General features: G+C 37.1%; 18 protein-coding genes, 1 rRNA gene and 1 pseudogene. 7 read left to right on the top strand and 13 right to left on the bottom strand.

Annotated elements, in window-relative coordinates:
* Positions 1-81: 81 nt before the first annotated feature.
* The 4 genes from H4J57_RS11885 to H4J57_RS11870 are packed head-to-tail and all read right to left on the bottom strand — an operon-like array spanning position 82 to position 2,638.
* Positions 82-387: a hypothetical protein gene (locus H4J57_RS11885; protein ID WP_182243044.1), complete on the bottom strand. Its 306-nt coding sequence runs from the start codon at positions 385-387 to the stop codon at positions 82-84.
* A 1-nt stretch (position 388) separates the two neighbouring features.
* Complete coding sequence (locus tag H4J57_RS11880) at positions 389-1,222, bottom strand: SDR family oxidoreductase (protein ID WP_182176493.1); 834 nt, start codon at positions 1,220-1,222, stop codon at positions 389-391.
* A gap of 17 nt (positions 1,223-1,239) precedes the next feature.
* Positions 1,240-1,725 carry a nuclear transport factor 2 family protein gene (locus H4J57_RS11875; protein ID WP_182176494.1) on the bottom strand — a complete coding sequence of 162 codons (486 nt, stop codon included), beginning with the start codon at positions 1,723-1,725 and terminating at the stop codon, positions 1,240-1,242.
* A 22-nt stretch (positions 1,726-1,747) separates the two neighbouring features.
* Complete coding sequence (locus tag H4J57_RS11870; protein ID WP_182243042.1) at positions 1,748-2,638, bottom strand: bifunctional GNAT family N-acetyltransferase/hotdog fold thioesterase; 891 nt, start codon at positions 2,636-2,638, stop codon at positions 1,748-1,750.
* Positions 2,639-2,688: 50 nt separating this feature from the next.
* On the opposite strand from H4J57_RS11870, the gene H4J57_RS11865 reads away from it, so the two are divergent.
* Positions 2,689-3,441: a spermidine synthase gene (locus H4J57_RS11865; protein WP_182176496.1), complete on the top strand. Its 753-nt coding sequence runs from the start codon at positions 2,689-2,691 to the stop codon at positions 3,439-3,441.
* Between the two features lie 10 nt (positions 3,442-3,451).
* Here the strand turns inward: H4J57_RS11865 and dtd are convergent, their stop codons facing one another.
* From dtd to H4J57_RS11850, 3 genes are all read right to left on the bottom strand, one after another.
* A complete protein-coding gene (gene dtd / locus H4J57_RS11860; protein WP_182176497.1) occupies positions 3,452-3,889 on the bottom strand; it encodes a D-aminoacyl-tRNA deacylase in 438 nt (145 codons plus the stop codon).
* Between the two features lies 1 nt (position 3,890).
* On the bottom strand, positions 3,891-4,853 hold the full coding sequence (gene pip, locus H4J57_RS11855; protein ID WP_182176498.1) for a prolyl aminopeptidase: 963 nt from the start codon (positions 4,851-4,853) through the stop codon (positions 3,891-3,893).
* An 84-nt stretch (positions 4,854-4,937) separates the two neighbouring features.
* Positions 4,938-5,819, bottom strand: coding sequence for a virulence factor BrkB family protein (locus H4J57_RS11850; protein ID WP_182176499.1), 882 nt, complete (start codon positions 5,817-5,819; stop codon positions 4,938-4,940).
* Between the two features lie 100 nt (positions 5,820-5,919).
* Between H4J57_RS11850 and H4J57_RS11845 the strand changes: the two genes are divergently transcribed.
* Together H4J57_RS11845 and H4J57_RS11840 are read left to right on the top strand one after the other, a co-directional pair.
* The gene (locus H4J57_RS11845; RefSeq protein WP_182176500.1) at positions 5,920-6,153 is read left to right on the top strand and encodes a hypothetical protein; all 234 of its coding nucleotides are present in this window, start codon (positions 5,920-5,922) and stop codon (positions 6,151-6,153) included.
* 40 nt (positions 6,154-6,193) lie between these two features.
* Positions 6,194-6,802: pseudogene (locus H4J57_RS11840) on the top strand (DUF2959 domain-containing protein).
* A gap of 167 nt (positions 6,803-6,969) precedes the next feature.
* Here the strand turns inward: H4J57_RS11840 and H4J57_RS11835 are convergent.
* The 3 genes from H4J57_RS11835 to typA form a co-directional block, all read right to left on the bottom strand.
* On the bottom strand, positions 6,970-7,152 hold the full coding sequence (locus H4J57_RS11835) for a hypothetical protein (RefSeq protein WP_182176501.1): 183 nt from the start codon (positions 7,150-7,152) through the stop codon (positions 6,970-6,972).
* A 49-nt stretch (positions 7,153-7,201) separates the two neighbouring features.
* On the bottom strand, positions 7,202-7,420 hold the full coding sequence (locus H4J57_RS11830) for a hypothetical protein (RefSeq protein ID WP_182203252.1): 219 nt from the start codon (positions 7,418-7,420) through the stop codon (positions 7,202-7,204).
* Positions 7,421-7,693: 273 nt separating this feature from the next.
* A complete protein-coding gene (typA, locus tag H4J57_RS11825) occupies positions 7,694-9,508 on the bottom strand; it encodes a translational GTPase TypA (RefSeq protein WP_070375026.1) in 1,815 nt (604 codons plus the stop codon).
* A gap of 342 nt (positions 9,509-9,850) precedes the next feature.
* Between typA and glnA the strand changes: the two genes are divergently transcribed.
* The 4 genes from glnA (at position 9,851) to glnG (ending at position 14,457) form a co-directional block, all read left to right on the top strand.
* Positions 9,851-11,257, top strand: coding sequence for a glutamate--ammonia ligase (gene glnA, locus H4J57_RS11820; protein ID WP_182176503.1), 1,407 nt, complete (start codon positions 9,851-9,853; stop codon positions 11,255-11,257).
* A gap of 111 nt (positions 11,258-11,368) precedes the next feature.
* Positions 11,369-11,890 carry a DUF4124 domain-containing protein gene (locus H4J57_RS11815; RefSeq protein WP_182176504.1) on the top strand — a complete coding sequence of 174 codons (522 nt, stop codon included), beginning with the start codon at positions 11,369-11,371 and terminating at the stop codon, positions 11,888-11,890.
* A gap of 76 nt (positions 11,891-11,966) precedes the next feature.
* Positions 11,967-13,061 (top strand): nitrogen regulation protein NR(II), encoded by a 1,095-nt coding sequence (glnL, locus tag H4J57_RS11810; protein ID WP_182176505.1) that lies wholly within the window; start codon positions 11,967-11,969, stop codon positions 13,059-13,061.
* Complete coding sequence (glnG, locus tag H4J57_RS11805) at positions 13,051-14,457, top strand: nitrogen regulation protein NR(I) (protein WP_182243040.1); 1,407 nt, start codon at positions 13,051-13,053, stop codon at positions 14,455-14,457. The genes glnL and glnG overlap by 11 nt, the downstream gene beginning before the upstream one ends.
* A gap of 22 nt (positions 14,458-14,479) precedes the next feature.
* Here the strand turns inward: glnG and H4J57_RS11800 are convergent, their stop codons facing one another.
* From H4J57_RS11800 to rrf, 3 genes are all read right to left on the bottom strand, one after another.
* The gene (locus tag H4J57_RS11800; protein WP_182222507.1) at positions 14,480-14,863 is read right to left on the bottom strand and encodes a MerC domain-containing protein; all 384 of its coding nucleotides are present in this window, start codon (positions 14,861-14,863) and stop codon (positions 14,480-14,482) included.
* Positions 14,864-14,942: 79 nt separating this feature from the next.
* Entirely contained in the window at positions 14,943-15,902 is a 960-nt protein-coding gene (epmA, locus tag H4J57_RS11795) for an elongation factor P--(R)-beta-lysine ligase (RefSeq protein ID WP_182243038.1), read from the bottom strand.
* Between the two features lie 930 nt (positions 15,903-16,832).
* A 5S ribosomal RNA gene (rrf, locus tag H4J57_RS11790) occupies positions 16,833-16,947 on the bottom strand.
* Positions 16,948-16,952: the final 5 nt, after the last annotated feature.

Below are 16,952 nucleotides of genomic sequence, written 5' to 3'. Positions count from 1 at the left end.
AAGCTTCAAAATAGTAGAATAAATAAAGCACGTAGTTAACTCGCTTTTTAACTAGGTGCTTTGATAAATAAAATTATGTTATTAACTTGAAAATAAAAAAAAGCCAATGAGTAATACCATAACCACTGAGCCAACCACAAAAAAATGATTACCCATCGTGAGTTTTTTTTCTGCTAAACCTATTCGAATCTTAGTGACGGCAATATAAATAAGGGCCGCAATTAAAGCAGTAATAAAATGAATAAGTAAGGTATTAATTTCGCTATTTTGTTGCCACAAAAACACAATGCCTCGTTTGTTAACAAAAAATAAGTTTAATAACGAAATATGCAACCATAAAACAAAAAACAACTGAGTGGCTTTGTTAGTTAACCAAGCTTTAAGCATCTTATAACCCTGCAACCGATTTATATAACCAAACAATTAAATCATCATGAGTAAATTGATAAGTAAAACTATTACGCAGTTTTGCATCATTAATACGTTTACCAAAACGCATTGATGTTTCAAACGAGAACTCTGGCAACGGCAAGTTTAAAGCCTCAGCTGCCGCATGGTAATAATGTTGTTTAGATGTTTCTGTAGCGCTTACCGCGTTATAAATACCCCTAATGTTTCCATCTTTAATGATCTCCATTAAAACACCAACCGCATCATCCTGATGGATTAGATTAATAAAGGCTTGTGGGTCAGAAAGTAATTTTCTTCCTTGTAAAAACCTACCGGGGTGTCGCTCAGGGCCAATTAATCCGGCCAAGCGCAATATAACTGTTTCGCCTGAAAAGGCCTCTGCTGCTTTTTCGGCGCGAATTAGAGTAGCCACTTTATCAGCGTTCATATCTAGCACTGATTGTTCATCAACTAAACCTGACAAACCATTATAGACAGCAGTACTACTTAACAAGACAATTTTTTTTACACCGCCTAGTTCAGCCATTTCAATTAACTGGGCAACTTTTTCAGGGTAATCGCTTCGCCCTTGGCGGATCTGTGGTGTTATAGAAATAATAAGCGTATCGTGACCAAAAACACTTAACACTGTTGATTTAGGATCTTCAACAGGTAAAATCAAAAGCTCTGTATCTATTTGCTCTTTAGCTAGTCTTTGCTTTTTCTCTTCACTTTGTACCGTTACTGTGACGCGATATTGTTCTCTCAATAATTGCTTTGCTAAAGCGTAGCCAAGCCAACCACAACCTATAATCGCAACATTTTTTGCCATAGTATTCCCTTAATTTATTAACGATTCTTTTGATGATATTCTTTAATTTTACTGACAACATCTGTTGAAATAGTATTGGGAACAGGTATAGAAAGATTATATTGTAAAATTTTCCAACCATCAGATGTCAACTTAAGCACACCAGAGCCCCGGCATTCGCCATAGTGACTATTGTCTAGTAACTCGTCAAAAAATGCCAATTGCTCGCTATTATTTGCTAATGCTATAAGCGTGATATTTCTTTGACGAGATTGATAGCGCCAACCTTGTCCTTGACTAAAGTAAGGAGTAACAAACTCAGTAAATTGTTTTTTTGTCCAACGCTCTTGACCATCAGTGCCTAAAAATACGGCTTGTTCATCAAGTAAATCAAGATAAATTTTTTGGTCAGCATCGCCAGCAGCTTGATGAAAAGTATCTAGCACTTTATCTATATCGCTGTTTGCAAATACACTGACATTTAAAAGACAGAGGCCTATAAGGCAAACTATAATTTTTATCATGGTATCAAATCCTAAATTTGGCTTATTTTGGTAGAATAAAATATAAGCCATTAAAAGTTGCGGCTACTTTTTCTCCACTCATTACCTGAACTTCAACGCAGAGTTTTATTTTCTGCTTAGCCAATAAGTTATCAATACTGCCTGAGCTTAACGAGCGTCCTGTTTTTGCAAAAGCTATCCCTGCTATTGGGCTATGATATCTAATCTTGGCATCAGCTAACACTATATTGCCCTTTAGATTATTCTGTTCCATTAACAAATAAACCCAGCCCCATCCTGTTAATGTTGCTAGTGTGTAGATACTGCCCGCAAACATAGTATTGTGTAAATTTTTATTAAAAAGTTCATCACAAGTCGTGACTAAATTTTGTTGATCGTAATAACCAACTGTCACCTTCATCACTTTGCTCATTGGTATAGTGCTATGCCAAGTCTTTTGCAATGCTGTTGATAGTTCATCACAATGAAAATCATCGCTTACCAGCGTTTTTTCCATATTGAAATGCTTAATTTTATTGAATAATAAGTGCGAAAAGCCAATGTTTTTATAAGATTGTTTTTCATAGAAGCTGATCGCTTGTTCCCGCGCTTTTAAAGAGAGCTTAGTGACACCTAAACGGTTCGCAAACTTTTCAAGGGCGAGTATTAACTGTTGTCCTAACCCTTTGCCCTGAAAATCATCAGCAACCGCCATATAACGAATTTGCCCTACTAACAAGCTACAAAAGTGAAGACGACCAACGGCAATAATATTACCTTTATCATCAAAAATCGCTCGATGAATCGCTTGTTTTTCCAAGTCATCTTTTTCACTTCCTTGTTTTTGTTGTGATGGTTTACGTAATATTGTCCAGCGTAAGTGGTAGTATTGGTCAAATTCTTGCTGGCTTATGGGTGATCGACACTCAAACATTGGTTATGCTTACCTATAACAATTAAAAAGATTCGTTCGTATACGCTATTATGAAATTAGTTAAAAATATCCAACAGGGTCAATTAAGTTACTACACGCAAAATGATGACTCAATTTCGGTGAGTGAAAACCAACACTATCGTTGGTTAGCTTTTGATAATGTCGTACAAAGCATGATGCTAAAGCGCAAGCCCTCACAACTTACATTCCCTCATCAAATCAGCTTATTATCACCTTTACTTTTTTTTCGCCCTAAAAAAGTTGTTGAATTTGGCTTAGGTGGTGGTAATTTAGCACGATTTTTATTGCATTATTTACCTGATTTAACCTTACACACCATTGAATATTCCCAAGAAGTTATTGAATGTTTCGAACGTTTTTTTAATCCACAAGCGACCAAAGTTAATTTGCATCATTGCTCGGCACTAGATTGGCTTCATCACCATAAAAAAATGAAACCTGATTGGTTTATTTGTGATATTTACCTTAAAAATCAGTCAATTAACGACTCATTGGTTTTAACCAAAAATATCTTAAAAAAAGTGGACGAGCAAGCTGTTTTATCACTCAACTTGCCAAGCCCATCAAACGAAGAAATTAATTATTTTCTCGCCGAGTTAAAAGTACTAGCTCCAACTAAACAGCTAGTATACTTTCATATTCCTCACTACTTAAATGTTATTATTCATTTACTGCCCTACGATATGTTAAGTCAAGCAGAAGAGAGTTTACTTGCTAACACTGTGCTACCCGCGAGAACTTTTAAACGCTGGCGTAAATATTGGCGACATGGCATGCAATAGTTCATTCCGCTTAGCAAGTGAGTGTAAAGGTAACAGGACCATCATTCACTAGTGCGACTTTCATATCAGCACCAAACTCGCCCGTAGGCACGGCAAAACCATGACCACGCAATTGTAAACAAAAATAATTATATAGTGGGATGCTGACTTCTGGTTTAGCTGCAGAAGTAAAGCTTGGACGCATACCTGAACGCGTATCAGCGGCTAGTGTAAATTGTGAAACAACTAAAATTTCTCCGTCAATATCGCTAACATTTAGGTTCATTTTTCCTACTTCGTCTTCAAAGATACGATAACCAGCAATCCGTTGCGCTAAGCGTTTCGCTTTAGTTTCGTTGTCGTCAGGCTCAATGGCAAGTAATACTAAAATCCCTCGATCAATTTTCCCTATCACTTGTTGATTAACCGTAACGCTTGCTTGTGAAACTCTTTGAATAACTGCGATCATTTTATTGCTCGGCTAGAAAATTTGCCATAGTATCGCTCGCTCGACAAAATGCATCAATAGTTTGTCGCTCAAAACCACTATGTCCGGCACAAGGCAGAATTTGTAATTGCGCGTTATCCCAAAATTTAGTCAGTGAAAAAGCGTTATCAAGCTGGCATACCATGTCGTAACGACCATGAAGAATAATAGCAGGGATTGCGGTTAGTTTATCAATATTTTCTAAAATGTAATTCTCGTTGATAAAACAATCTTGAGTAAAGTAATGACTTGATACCTTTGCCATGCATAAAGCCTGATGGGCGTCATCAACATGCGCCAAACCTATATGGTGATGCTCGAGGGTTGATAACCTTAATTCCCATAATGTCCAAGCTTTACTGGCCGAGATCACCGCGACTTCATTACTTGAATTGAGTACTTGGTGATAACCTGACAGTGGTGAATGTTGTAGCTCTGCTGGTAAATGTTCTACAAATTCTTGATAGTACTCTGGGAAAAAGTTTTTTGCCCCCTTCTGACTGTAAAGCCATTGGTATTCAGATCGAGTCCCGAGGAAGACACCACGTAAGATAAACGCTAAGATTTTGTCTGAATGTGCAATACCATAGGTTAGTGCTAACGTTGTTCCCCATGAGCCACCACAAATTAACCACTGTTCAATATTTAGGTGTTGACGAATAACTTCGATATCGCCAATCAAATGAACGGTGGTATTATCTAGCACCGACGGAGAGGGCTTTGAACGGCCACAACCTCGCTGATCAAATAAAATAATACGATACAGTTCAGGATCAAAATAACGCCGATGGTTCTCGCTTGAACCACTACCAGGACCACCATGAAGGTATAACACAGGTATTCCTGTTGGGTTACCCGACTGCTCAAGATATATTTGATGCTGCCCCCCAACAGGCAACAACTCTTCAGAATATGTTGCTATTTTAGGATATAAAGACCGTGACATGTATTTACTCTGTTTATTGAGACCATAAATAATATTATGGCGCAAAATATTAAAAACTGTCAGTTTCAAGCAAGCCTTTATAAATTAACTTATCTGATGCTTATCTAAGTGTTCTCTTTGGTGAACTTCTGGTTTAAAATTTTCTAAGCTGACCGTAAACAATGCACCGAAAAGCACGACTAGCCAAGATAAATAAACCCATAAAAAAAGAATCGGAATACCCGCTAGAGCACCGTAAATAGCTTCATAAGAAGGGAGTTGCGTGATATAAAAAGCAAAGCCTTTTTTTGCGACTTCAAATAAAAGTGCCGCTAATGTTGCACCAAACAAGGCATGTTTAAGCAGTACCACTTTATTAGGCACCACCATATATAAAATAAGGAATGCGCCAATTGAAGCAAGAATAGGCAAAGCTCTTAACGCTATATTGGTAAGGCCGAAAACGTCATAATTCCCTATTGATATCAAAGAAACAATATATGAAGTTGCCGCTATACTACTGCCCATTAACACGGGTCCAAGAGTCAGTACCATCCAATACATAGAAAAAGCGGTAACAATGCGCCTTTTGGTTGTGACCCGCCAAATTTTATTTAAGCTGGTGTCAATGGCAGAAATTAGCAATAGGGCAAATAAGAATAAAAAACTAATGGCGATAGCTGACATCTCTGAAGCATTCGTGACAAAACCGGTAATATGTTCTTTAACCACATCACCCGCAGCTGGCATAAAATTTTGATAAACAAAATTTTCAATGATCTCTTTAATATCAGTAAAGATAGGAAAAGCGGTCATAACTGACAACATGACTACAATCAAAGGCACCAGCGACATCAAGGTTACATAAGATAAGTAACCGGCAGTAATATGTATTTGCTCTTTTAATATTCTATTAATAAAAAACAAACAAAAGTGCCAAATAGTCTGACTTTGCTGGTTTTTTTTAATGCTTTTGATCCAGTTCATTACAAATTAGTTATTATCTTATGGTGTACAATATATTATGATAATTGCTAAGCAAGTGATAGTGATAATAATCGTAATAAAATTTAACGTAGGAGTAATGATGTCTAATCAAGGTTCAGGTGGTAATGTTTTAGCAGCAATATGTAGTTTTTTTATTGCAGGTTTAGGTCAATTAGTTCAAGGCAGGATCCTCGCAGCAATCCTGTTTTTCCTGTTAACCTGGGTTAACTACACTTTAGCAGCGACAGGAGTCTTATTCTTTATGGCGATTCCTGGCCTTATTTTTCATCTGTGGGCAATCATCGATGCTGCTCGTTATAACGGTAGGAACTAATGAATAAGATTATAATTAAGGTCTCGTTTTTTTTCTTTTACTGTCAATAGTAGGCTGTCAATCTGCTTACTATTCAGCCATAGAAAAAGTAGGTAAACATAAACGTGATATATTAATCGATCGTGTTGAAACTGCTACTGAGTCACAATAGGAAGCAAAAGAAGAATTTAAAAATGCCTTAGAACAGTTTTCTGCATTAGTAAATTTTGATGGTAGTGAACTGCAACAACAATATGTAATAAGTAATGAACACTATCATACGAGTAAAGTTGCTGCTGAGGATGTAACTACTCGTATTAATTCAATTGAAGCTGTCGCTGAAGCTTTGTTTAATGAATGGAGTAGTGAATTAGAACAATTTACTAATCAATCCTTAAAACGCCAAAGTCAATCGCGTTATAACAAAACCGAAAAGCGTTATACTTCAGTGATTGAATCAATGCGTAATGCGGAGAAGAGAATGCAACCTATTCTTGATGCGCTTAAAGATAATATGCTTTATTTAAAACATGTTCTTAATGCGCGAGCTATCGGTGAGCTTAAAATAGAATATAAATTAATTGAATAAGATGTTGAACGCTTAATTAACGAAATGAACAATTCAATTAACAAATCACAAACATTCATAAAATCACTTAAAAACCCTTAGTACAAAAGGAGCACTTTTATGAATGTCTGCTTAGCGTAAGAAAAGGAATAGTAAATGGGAATAGGTGCTAGCTTGTTTATGTTAAATTAGCCGCCATCGCTCCATTACTTGATAACAGAGACTTACTCTTTATTAGTAGGATTTTATGTTGCTGAGATCATAAGTTATCACGTGTCATTACTTGATCTAGCGTGTGATAAGGGAGGATTAGCAATAAAATCACTTCGATCTTGTTTTTGGTTAATCGCGGTAAGTAAGCTTGACAGCTCTCTTATTTGACTCGGACCCGCTCGGCCTTCTTCAAAAAGTTGACTTAATCGTTGTAACATTTTGAGTTGCTCTGGAGACATTTCGAAATTCCCTTTCTTAATAATATTATTTAAAGATACCGCTTGGTCGTTATGAAGCTGTGGCATGTTGGGGGTAAATAGAGTCTTGTATGGGCAAAGTTATTTCCCTGCCATCATCAATGTACTCTTGATAAAGGACTTTTAACTCTCTGCGTTCGATAACGTTAGCTTTATCAGCAACAGCTTTTTCAAATAGATCATTTAAACGATTTAATTTTCTCTGCACCATAATAAGTTTGCTCCCTGCACCGTTACTTTTAAAGTTCATATGCAACTAATCGTATCAGTAAAACTAATATTCACCAGTGAGGTGTAATGATTAGCGTCAACTCAACATTTAGACATAACTAACTCACTTAATTAATTTTCATTAAAAAACAATAAATTAAAATACAATTACCCACTTTATTAACAGTGTATTGTGTTACTTCCTATGTGTTTTTAAGACATGTCTTACGCAATATTACGTTTAGGCTTACTGAAATTTACTGACAAAAAAACCAGCCGAAGCTGGTTTTTATCAATCGTCTAGATAAGAGGCTTATTTAGGACGAGTATCACGCTTACGTTCATTTTCTTTTAAAAGCTTTTTACGAATACGAATGCTCAGTGGTGTAACTTCAACTAGCTCATCGTTATCAATAAACTCAAGCGCTTGTTCAAGTGACATGACAATAGGCGGTGTTAACGTTTGTGCTTCATCAGTACCTGATGAACGAACGTTAGTTAACTGCTTACCTTTAAGAGCGTTTACTGTTAAATCGTTGTCACGGCTATGAATACCAATAACTTGACCTTCATAAATATCAACACCGTGTCCGATTAACATACGACCACGTGATTGTAAGTTGAATATTGCATTCGTTAATGCTTTACCTGTTGCATTACCGATCATTACACCATTTTTACGTTGGCCAATGTCGCCACCTTTATGAGGTCCGTATTCAAAAAATGTATGATAAATCAAGCCAGAACCTGACGTTAATGTCATGAATTCAGTTTGGAAACCGATCAAACCACGACTTGGCATGATAAAGTCCATACGAATACGACCCGTTCCGTCAGGTGCCATATCTGTTAATTCAGCTTTACGAACACCCATTCTTTCCATTATAGGTCCTTGATGCTGCTCTTCAACATCAATGGTCACGTTTTCATAAGGTTCTTGTATTTGACCATCAATCTCACGAATAATAACTTCAGGACGTGATACCGCTAACTCAAAACCTTCACGGCGCATGTTTTCAATTAAAATGCCTAAGTGAAGCTCACCACGACCTGATACTTTAAATTTATCAGCATCAGGAAGTTGCTCAACACGTAAAGCAACGTTGTGAATTAATTCTTTGTCTAAACGGTCTTTGATGTTACGTGAAGTAACATACTTACCTTCTTTACCACAAAATGGTGAAGTGTTTACTTGGAAAGTCATATTGATAGTAGGTTCATCAACAGATAATGCTGGTAAGCCTTCAACTTCTGTAGGACAACAAACCGTATCAGATATTTTTAACTCGCCTAAACCAGTAATAGCAATAATATCGCCAGCAAAACCTTCTTCGATATCAAGTCTTTCTAAACCTAAGTAGCCGAATACTTTACCAACTTTAGCATTATGAATCTTGCCAGTTGCTAATTTAATCGTCACTTGTTGGTTTGGTTTAACAGAACCACGAGTAATACGGCCAACACCAATTACACCTAAGTAAGAGCTGTAATCAAGTTGAGATATTTGCATTTGAAATGGACCATCTGGATCCGCTGTTGGTGCTGGCACTTCTTTAAGAATAGTATCAAATAAAGGTGTCATGTCTGTGCCTGTTACGCCTTCTTCAAGCGAAGCCCAACCATTAATTGCTGAAGCGTAAACAACTTTAAAGTCAAGCTGTTCATCTGTAGCGCCAAGGTTGTCAAACAATTCAAAAACTTGGTCCATAACCCAATCAGGGCGAGAACCAGGCTTATCAACTTTATTAATAACTAGGATTGGCTTTAAACCTTGAGCAAACGCTTTTTTCGTTACGAAACGCGTTTGTGGCATAGGGCCTTCTTGTGCATCAACGATAAGTAAAACCGAATCTACCATTGACATAACACGTTCAACTTCGCCGCCGAAATCAGCATGGCCAGGAGTATCAACTATGTTTACACGGTAACCGTTCCAGTTAATAGCCGTATTTTTAGCTAAGATTGTGATACCACGTTCTTTTTCGATATCATTCGAATCCATCGTGCGTTCTTCAAGACCGCCGCGGGCATCAAGGGTACCTGATTGTTCTAATAATTTATCAACCAAAGTTGTTTTACCATGATCAACGTGGGCTATGATGGCAACATTACGTAATTTATCTAACACGGGTTTTACTCACTTCTTGCAAGACTTTTTCATCAAAAGAATATAGGGCTATAATTGGGCGCGAATTATACAGCAACGAAGTCAACAAAGACAGCAACAAATATTTCAGTACCTATTAAATTCTCCATACACGAATCGTAATGCACTGTTATACTCTTAAGCACCAACAACCAGCAGACGCACCAATTTGGCGCTACCAACGCACAAAGGTGGTGCAGACAGGCTTTAGTAAATAAGTTAACACCTTATATATAAGGGTTTTATCTGTTGGCATGAATTTCGCTTTATGCCCGTCATGCGAAATGCAAACGTATTTTATTTTAATGACACTGGAGACTTTACATGTCACAAGCCGTATTAGATTTAATCAAAGACAACGATGTTAAATTTGTTGACCTACGTTTTACTGATTCAAAAGGTAAAGAGCAACACGTTTCAATTCCTTATCACCAAGTAAATGAAGACTTTTTTGAAGACGGTAAAATGTTTGATGGTTCTTCTATCGAAGGTTGGAAAGGTATTAATGAATCTGACATGGTAATGATGCCTGATGCTGATTCTGCGGTATTAGACCCTTTTACAGATGCAGTAACATTAAATATTCGTTGTGATATTTTAGAACCAAGTACAATGCAAGGCTACAGCCGTGATCCTCGTTCGGTTGCTAAACGCGCTGAAGAGTACTTACGTAGCACAGGTATCGCTGATACTGTATTGATTGGTCCTGAGCCAGAATTCTTCTTATTTGATGATGTACGCTTCAGTACTGATATGAGTGGTTCTTTCTATAAGATTGATGATAAAGAAGCTGCTTGGAATTCAGGTACTGAATACGAAGAAGGCAATATGGGTCACCGTCCAGGTGTTAAAGGCGGTTACTTCCCAACGTCTCCTGTAGATTCATCACAAGATATTCGTTCAGCCATGTGTTTGGTTATGGAAGAAATGGGCTTAGTTGTTGAAGCGCATCACCATGAAGTAGCAACAGCTGGTCAAAACGAAATTGCATGTCGCTTCAATACCTTAGTTAAAAAAGCTGATGAAGTTCAAATATACAAGTATGTTGTTCATAACGTTGCTCACGCTTACGGTAAAACAGCAACTTTCATGCCTAAGCCATTAGTTGGCGACAACGGCTCTGGTATGCATGTTCATCAATCACTTGCCAAAGACGGTGTTAACTTATTCGCTGGTGATAAATACGGTGGCTTATCTGAAATGGCGCTTTATTATATTGGTGGTATTATTAAGCATGCTAAAGCATTGAATGCTTTTACTAACCCAGCAACTAATTCTTACAAACGTTTAGTTCCACATTTTGAAGCGCCGGTAATGCTTGCATATTCTGCACGTAATCGCTCTGCATCAATTCGTATACCGGTTGTTCCATCACCAAAAGCAATGCGTATTGAAGCTCGTTTCCCTGATCCAGCAGCAAACCCATATTTAGCTTTTACGGCTTTATTAATGGCTGGTCTTGATGGTATTAAAAACAAAATTCATCCTGGTGATGCGATGGATAAAGATTTATACGATTTACCAGCAGAAGAAGCTGCAGCTATCCCACAAGTAGCAACATCGCTTGAAGATGCCTTACAAAGCTTAGAAGCTGATTATGAGTTTTTAATCGCTGGTGGTGTTATGGATAAAGATATGATTGATGCATACATTGCTATTAAACGTGGTGAATCACAACGCGTAAACATGACAACTCATCCATTAGAGTTTGAATTATATTACAGCGTATAATCTTGACTATATGATTAAATGAAAAAAAGCTCACTTCGGTGAGCTTTTTTGTGGCAAATAGACGATTAATTATATAAGTTTAAGGTAACTATTTTAAGTTGAGCTAAATTTTTGCGTTATTCTTTATTGTTATTAACTTTAATCATCACATTACTTAGTTGTAATACCTTTGCGACGGCAACCAAAATTTATGTTTGGAGAAGTGATGATGGTATCTTAGTTTTTTCTGATAGCCCTCAAGCTGGTGCGGAAGAAGTTGAAATAAAAAAACCCAATACGGCCTCTTCTATTGATACCTCAATGCTAGATTTAACGCCAAAAATTATCAAAGATGATTACCAAGTTGAAATTAACCAACCTAAACAAAATGCCACGGTTAGAGACAACACTGGTTCTGTTTACATAGCAGGTAGTATCAAACCTATCTTTAAACAAGGCTTAGCTATTCAACTTTTTTTAGATGGTAAACCCCATCAACCTCCGCAATCTCACTCGATGTTTGTGCTACGAAATATAGATCGCGGCGAACATATCATAAAAATGCAATTACTTAATGATAAAGGCAAGATAATTGCATCATCAAAGCCTATAACCTTTTATATGCATAGAGCATCGGTTAATAACGCAAATTAAGTAGCATTTGCTGCAACTTGCACCAAATGTAACTACATTAATATTTTGTCGCACTACATCAGTGCAAAAGGTTTTTATGTCTAGCAACAGCAATAGAGATCAACAATTAAAATTTAGCTACCAACAAAAGCTGCCAAATCAGATGGTTACGGCACTTGTAGTGCTAGATAATAAATTAACGATTAAATATGTTAACCCTGCAGCAGAAGCGTTATTAGTTAAGAGTTTTAACAAGCTGTGCAACTTACCAATTACAACAGTCTTCTACAATTCTCCTATTAAAAAGGAACGTTTAGAACAACTGCTGACTTCTGGCCAAGAATTTAGTGACAGTGATGTCACTATTGAATTTTTTGATCACAGCCGTATTACCGTGGAAATAACAGCCTCGTCTGTTGAGTTCAACAAACAGCCACATATAATCTTAGAATTCAAACAGATTGATCAGCAAAAACAAATGAGTATCGAAGCATTTCAGCACCAGCAATGGGAGTCGTCTCGAGATTTGATACGTGGGCTTGCACATGAAATTAAGAATCCATTAGGCGGTCTTCGTGGCGCTGCACAATTATTAAGTAAAGAATTAACGCAAGAGCAACAAGAATATACTGAAATGATTATTGAACAAGCCGACCGTTTAACTAATTTGGTTGACAAGCTTTTAGGCCCTAATCAATTACCTCAAATGGCAGAACAAAATATTCATATTGTCTTAGAGAAAGTTTTTAAGCTGATTAATTTTAACAACCCTAAAAATATTAAATTTATTAGAGACTATGACCCCTCTATTCCTGAAATAAGTTTTGATCAAGATAAGCTTCAACAAGCGGTTTTGAATATTGTTAATAACGCCGTTCAAATTATTGATGAGGGCTGTAACATAACCCTCAAAACAAGAGCCGCTAGTAATAAAACCATTAATGGAAGACGGGTAAAACTCTGTGTTCAAATCAGTGTTATTGATAATGGCCCTGGTATTCCGAAAAAGATTCAAGACACTCTATTTTACCCTATGGTATCTGCACGCGATAACGGTACAGGTTTAGGCTTGTCTATTTCACAAACCTTAGTGCAACAGCACAAAGGTAAATTATCTTGCTATAGCCGACCAGGTCATACTGAGTTTTTAATTTTACTGCCTTTACAAGAAGAGAATAATAATGAATGTTGAGCAAGTTTGGATTGTAGATGATGACAGCTCTATTCGCTGGGTGTTAGAAAAAGCCTTATCAGGAGCAAATATATCTGTAGCCTCTTTTGAGAAACCAGAAGACTTACTCATCGCCCTAGAGCACCAACAACCAGAAATAATAATTTCTGATATAAAGATGCCAAATATTGATGGTATGACGTTACTTAGCCGTGTTAGTGAGAATTTTCCTAACCTACCGGTGATCATAATGACTGCACATTCAGATCTCGATAGTGCTGTAAATGCCTATCAGGGTGGCGCATTTGAATACTTACCTAAACCTTTTGATACTGACGAAGCTATTTCTCTAACAAAACGGGCGCTAACACATGCTCGGGAACAAAGTGCTAAACGTAAGCACTCTATAGTAGCACCTGATCCCGTTGGAATAATTGGCGCGGCTCCAGCTATGCAAGAAGTTTTCAGGGCAATTGGACGACTATCACGTTCGAGTATCAGTGTACTCATTAATGGCGAGTCTGGTACAGGTAAAGAGCTTGTCGCACATGCCCTTCACACGCATAGTCCACGATCGAATGCTCCCTTTATTCCCTTAAATATGGCTGCAATACCAAAAGATTTAATTGAATCAGAGTTATTTGGCCATGAGAAAGGTGCGTTTACTGGCGCGAATGCCGTAAGACAGGGTCGCTTTGAACAAGCGCATAAAGGAACCTTGTTTCTTGATGAAATTGGCGATATGCCTTTAGATATTCAAACACGTTTGTTACGTGTGCTCGCCGATGGACAATTTTATCGCGTTGGTGGTCATTCACCTATTAAAGTTGACGTAAGGATCATTGCGGCTACACATCAGAACCTAGAAGTTCAAGTCAGTAATGGTGATTTTCGTGAAGATCTATTTCACCGTTTAAATGTCATTAGAATACAGTTACCCAGTTTACGTGAACGCAAGGAAGATATTGAACAGCTCATTAATCATTTTTTACATTTAGCTGCAAAAGAATTAGAGGTTGAACAAAAAACCCTACATAAAGCCACTCTTAGTTATTTACAGCAATGTGCGTGGCCAGGAAATGTTCGTCAGCTTGAAAATATTTGTCGTTACTTAACGGTAATGGCAAGTGGTAAAGAAATTATATTAGATGATTTACCAAGCGAACTTGCTGATAACACATCATTAACAAAACCTACTGCAGAAGCTTCATCATGGCCAGTTGCGCTGCAAGAGTGGGTTGATGAGCAATTGGCCAAAGGTAATAACAATATTATTGATACCGCTTTGCCTGAATTTGAGAAAATACTATTAGAACGTGCGCTTCATTATACACAAGGAAGAAAGCAAGAGGCCGCTAAAAAATTAGGTTGGGGAAGGAATACCCTAACAAGAAAGTTAAAAGAGCTTAATATGTAATCACGTATGTGAAGGTAGTTGCTTAGCTACTTTCACATGTATCACTGATACACTGTTTACAACTGTTACATAATTTCAAGTTAATGACGTGGGCAGCTACAATCAAACTTGCGCCAATCAAAATAAAGAATGGCTGAATATCTTCTGAAAAATCATGCTTTATCCAGTAAATACCAACGCCTAAAAAAAGTAAGTAGAAAGGGTAATATTTTCTATGGTATTTTTTAAAACCGGAAAACAAGGCTAAAGTACCTAGTGCAGCAGTCATTAATAAAAATACATGTTCCCATGCATGGTCAGCTAAAAAGCTTAATCCGAGTAAAGGCAGTGCCGGTAACAATACCGGTAATAAGATACAATGAAGCGCACAAAGTGATGTTGCGGTTATTCCAATACGATCAAGCACTTTATACTCCCCTTACAATTAGATAATAATTACTGTTAAAAGTGGATAATATCACAATTGATATAGTATCACAAAACTTTTAAGCGCGTTCTATCGGAAAAGAAATTACATCCTCAATAGCACTTTTTTCTAGCGCAATCATCATTAAGCGGTCGATACCTAAAGCTACTCCTGCACATTGTGGTAGCCCTGATTGTAGAGCTTTAATAAAGTTCTCATCTATATTTTTAGTAACAAGTCCTAGTTGTTGACGTTTACTGTTATCTTGCTCAAATCTCGTAATTTGAATATCAGCATCTGTTAATTCATTAAAGCCATTTGCCAATTCAACGCCCTTAAAATAGCATTCAAATCTTTGGGCAACACGGTTATCTTCTGCACACTCTTTAGCTAATGAAGCTTGCGCAATTGGAAAATTATAGACAAAGCATGGTCGAGATAAGCCAATATTCTTTTCTATAATTTCTGAAAAGATAAACTGTAGTAATAAGTCACAATCATCTGATTCATACAACCAATCTGCGGCTTTACCGTGTAACTCGATAACCTCATATAATTGATTAAAAGTTGCTGTTAAGGGATCTATACTGACGAATTTAATGAATAAATTTTGATAGGATATTTTTTCAGATTTTGGCGTTTTTACGACTGTAGATAATAGTTCATCAACTTCAGCCATTAAGTCGTGTTGATTAAAACCTATACGGTACCATTCTAATAGGGTGAACTCGGGATTGTGATAACGGCCTGAATCTTCATGACGAAATGCTTTACAGATTTGGAAGATACAGCCATAACCTGAAGCAAGTAGTCGTTTCATATGAAACTCAGGTGAAGTTTGTAAATATAGCTGTTGAGATTGATCTATATCGCTGTTATCTAAATAGTTGTATTGGGTGCTAAAGGCATCAAGATAAGGATCTGTTACTGTTCCCATAGAGAGTGATGGTGTTTCGACTTCAACAACATTTTTATTTTTAAAAAAATCTCTGATCGCATTAATAACATTTCCTCTAGACTTAGCTATTTCCCACTTCATTTACGTACACTACTTAGAATAAAAAATTATAATTATATAGAGTATATACGAAAAGCTAATCATCTGAGAAGTGGACAGATGACTATCAGAAATATCTAAAGCGCTATATTGAAAAAGAGGGGAATAACTTTTCAACGCTATCTTTTATCTGTTGCGATATACGTTCAGCGTCGTTAATCATCTGGAAGTAACAAACAACAAATATCTGTTAACTGTATATTGATTTGGTACGTTGAATATCCTACCCCGAGATAGGCATGTTCAATACAAGTCCACTATCGTAAGCGCTACTACTCTATAGTTATAAAATATTTATAATTGATGTGTTTCAAATGCCAGAAAGCAAAAAACCTGACTCTTTCGGATTGGGTTTTTTACGTGTAGGGATATACTAATGTCGCGTTGCCAAGGATGGTAAAGAGCAACCTAATTAGAAGCTTAGCAATGTCCTATTCTCACATTTGCATGTCGAACATAAGTCACACTAACGTTGGCGCTACGACTATATTAGTTATAAATGGTGTGTTTTTCAAACGCCAGAAAGCAAAAAACCTGTTACGTTAGTAACGGGTTTTTACGTCTAGGAATATACTAATGTCGTGTTGCCAATGATGGCAAAGAGCGACCTAAATAGAAGCGGAGAATATCCTACTATCATATGGGCATGTCGAACATAAGTCACACTACCGTTTATGCTACTACTCTACAGGTATAAATGCTGTTTTTTTCAAACGACAGAAAGCAAAAAACCCAACTCTTTCGAATCGGGTTTCTCTAAATAGAAGCGGAGAATGTCCTATTCTTACATGGGCATGTCGAACATAAGTCGCACTACTGTTTGCGCTACTGCTCTACGGTATAAATACTGTATTTTTAAACGTCGGAAAGCAAAAAACCCGCTACATTAGTAACGGGCTTTTCTAAATAGAAGCCTAGCAATGTCCTACTCTCACATGGGAACTCCCACACTACCATCGGCGCTACTGCGTTTCACTTCTGAGTTCGGAATGGGATCAGGTGGTGCCACAGTGCTATTGTCGCTAGACAAAA

The sequence above is a fragment of the Colwellia sp. BRX8-7 genome (assembly GCF_014077275.1).
Lineage (GTDB): Bacteria > Pseudomonadota > Gammaproteobacteria > Enterobacterales > Alteromonadaceae > Colwellia_A.
Note: the sequence above shows the minus strand (reverse complement) of the source record. Positions and strands in the feature narration are given on the sequence as shown.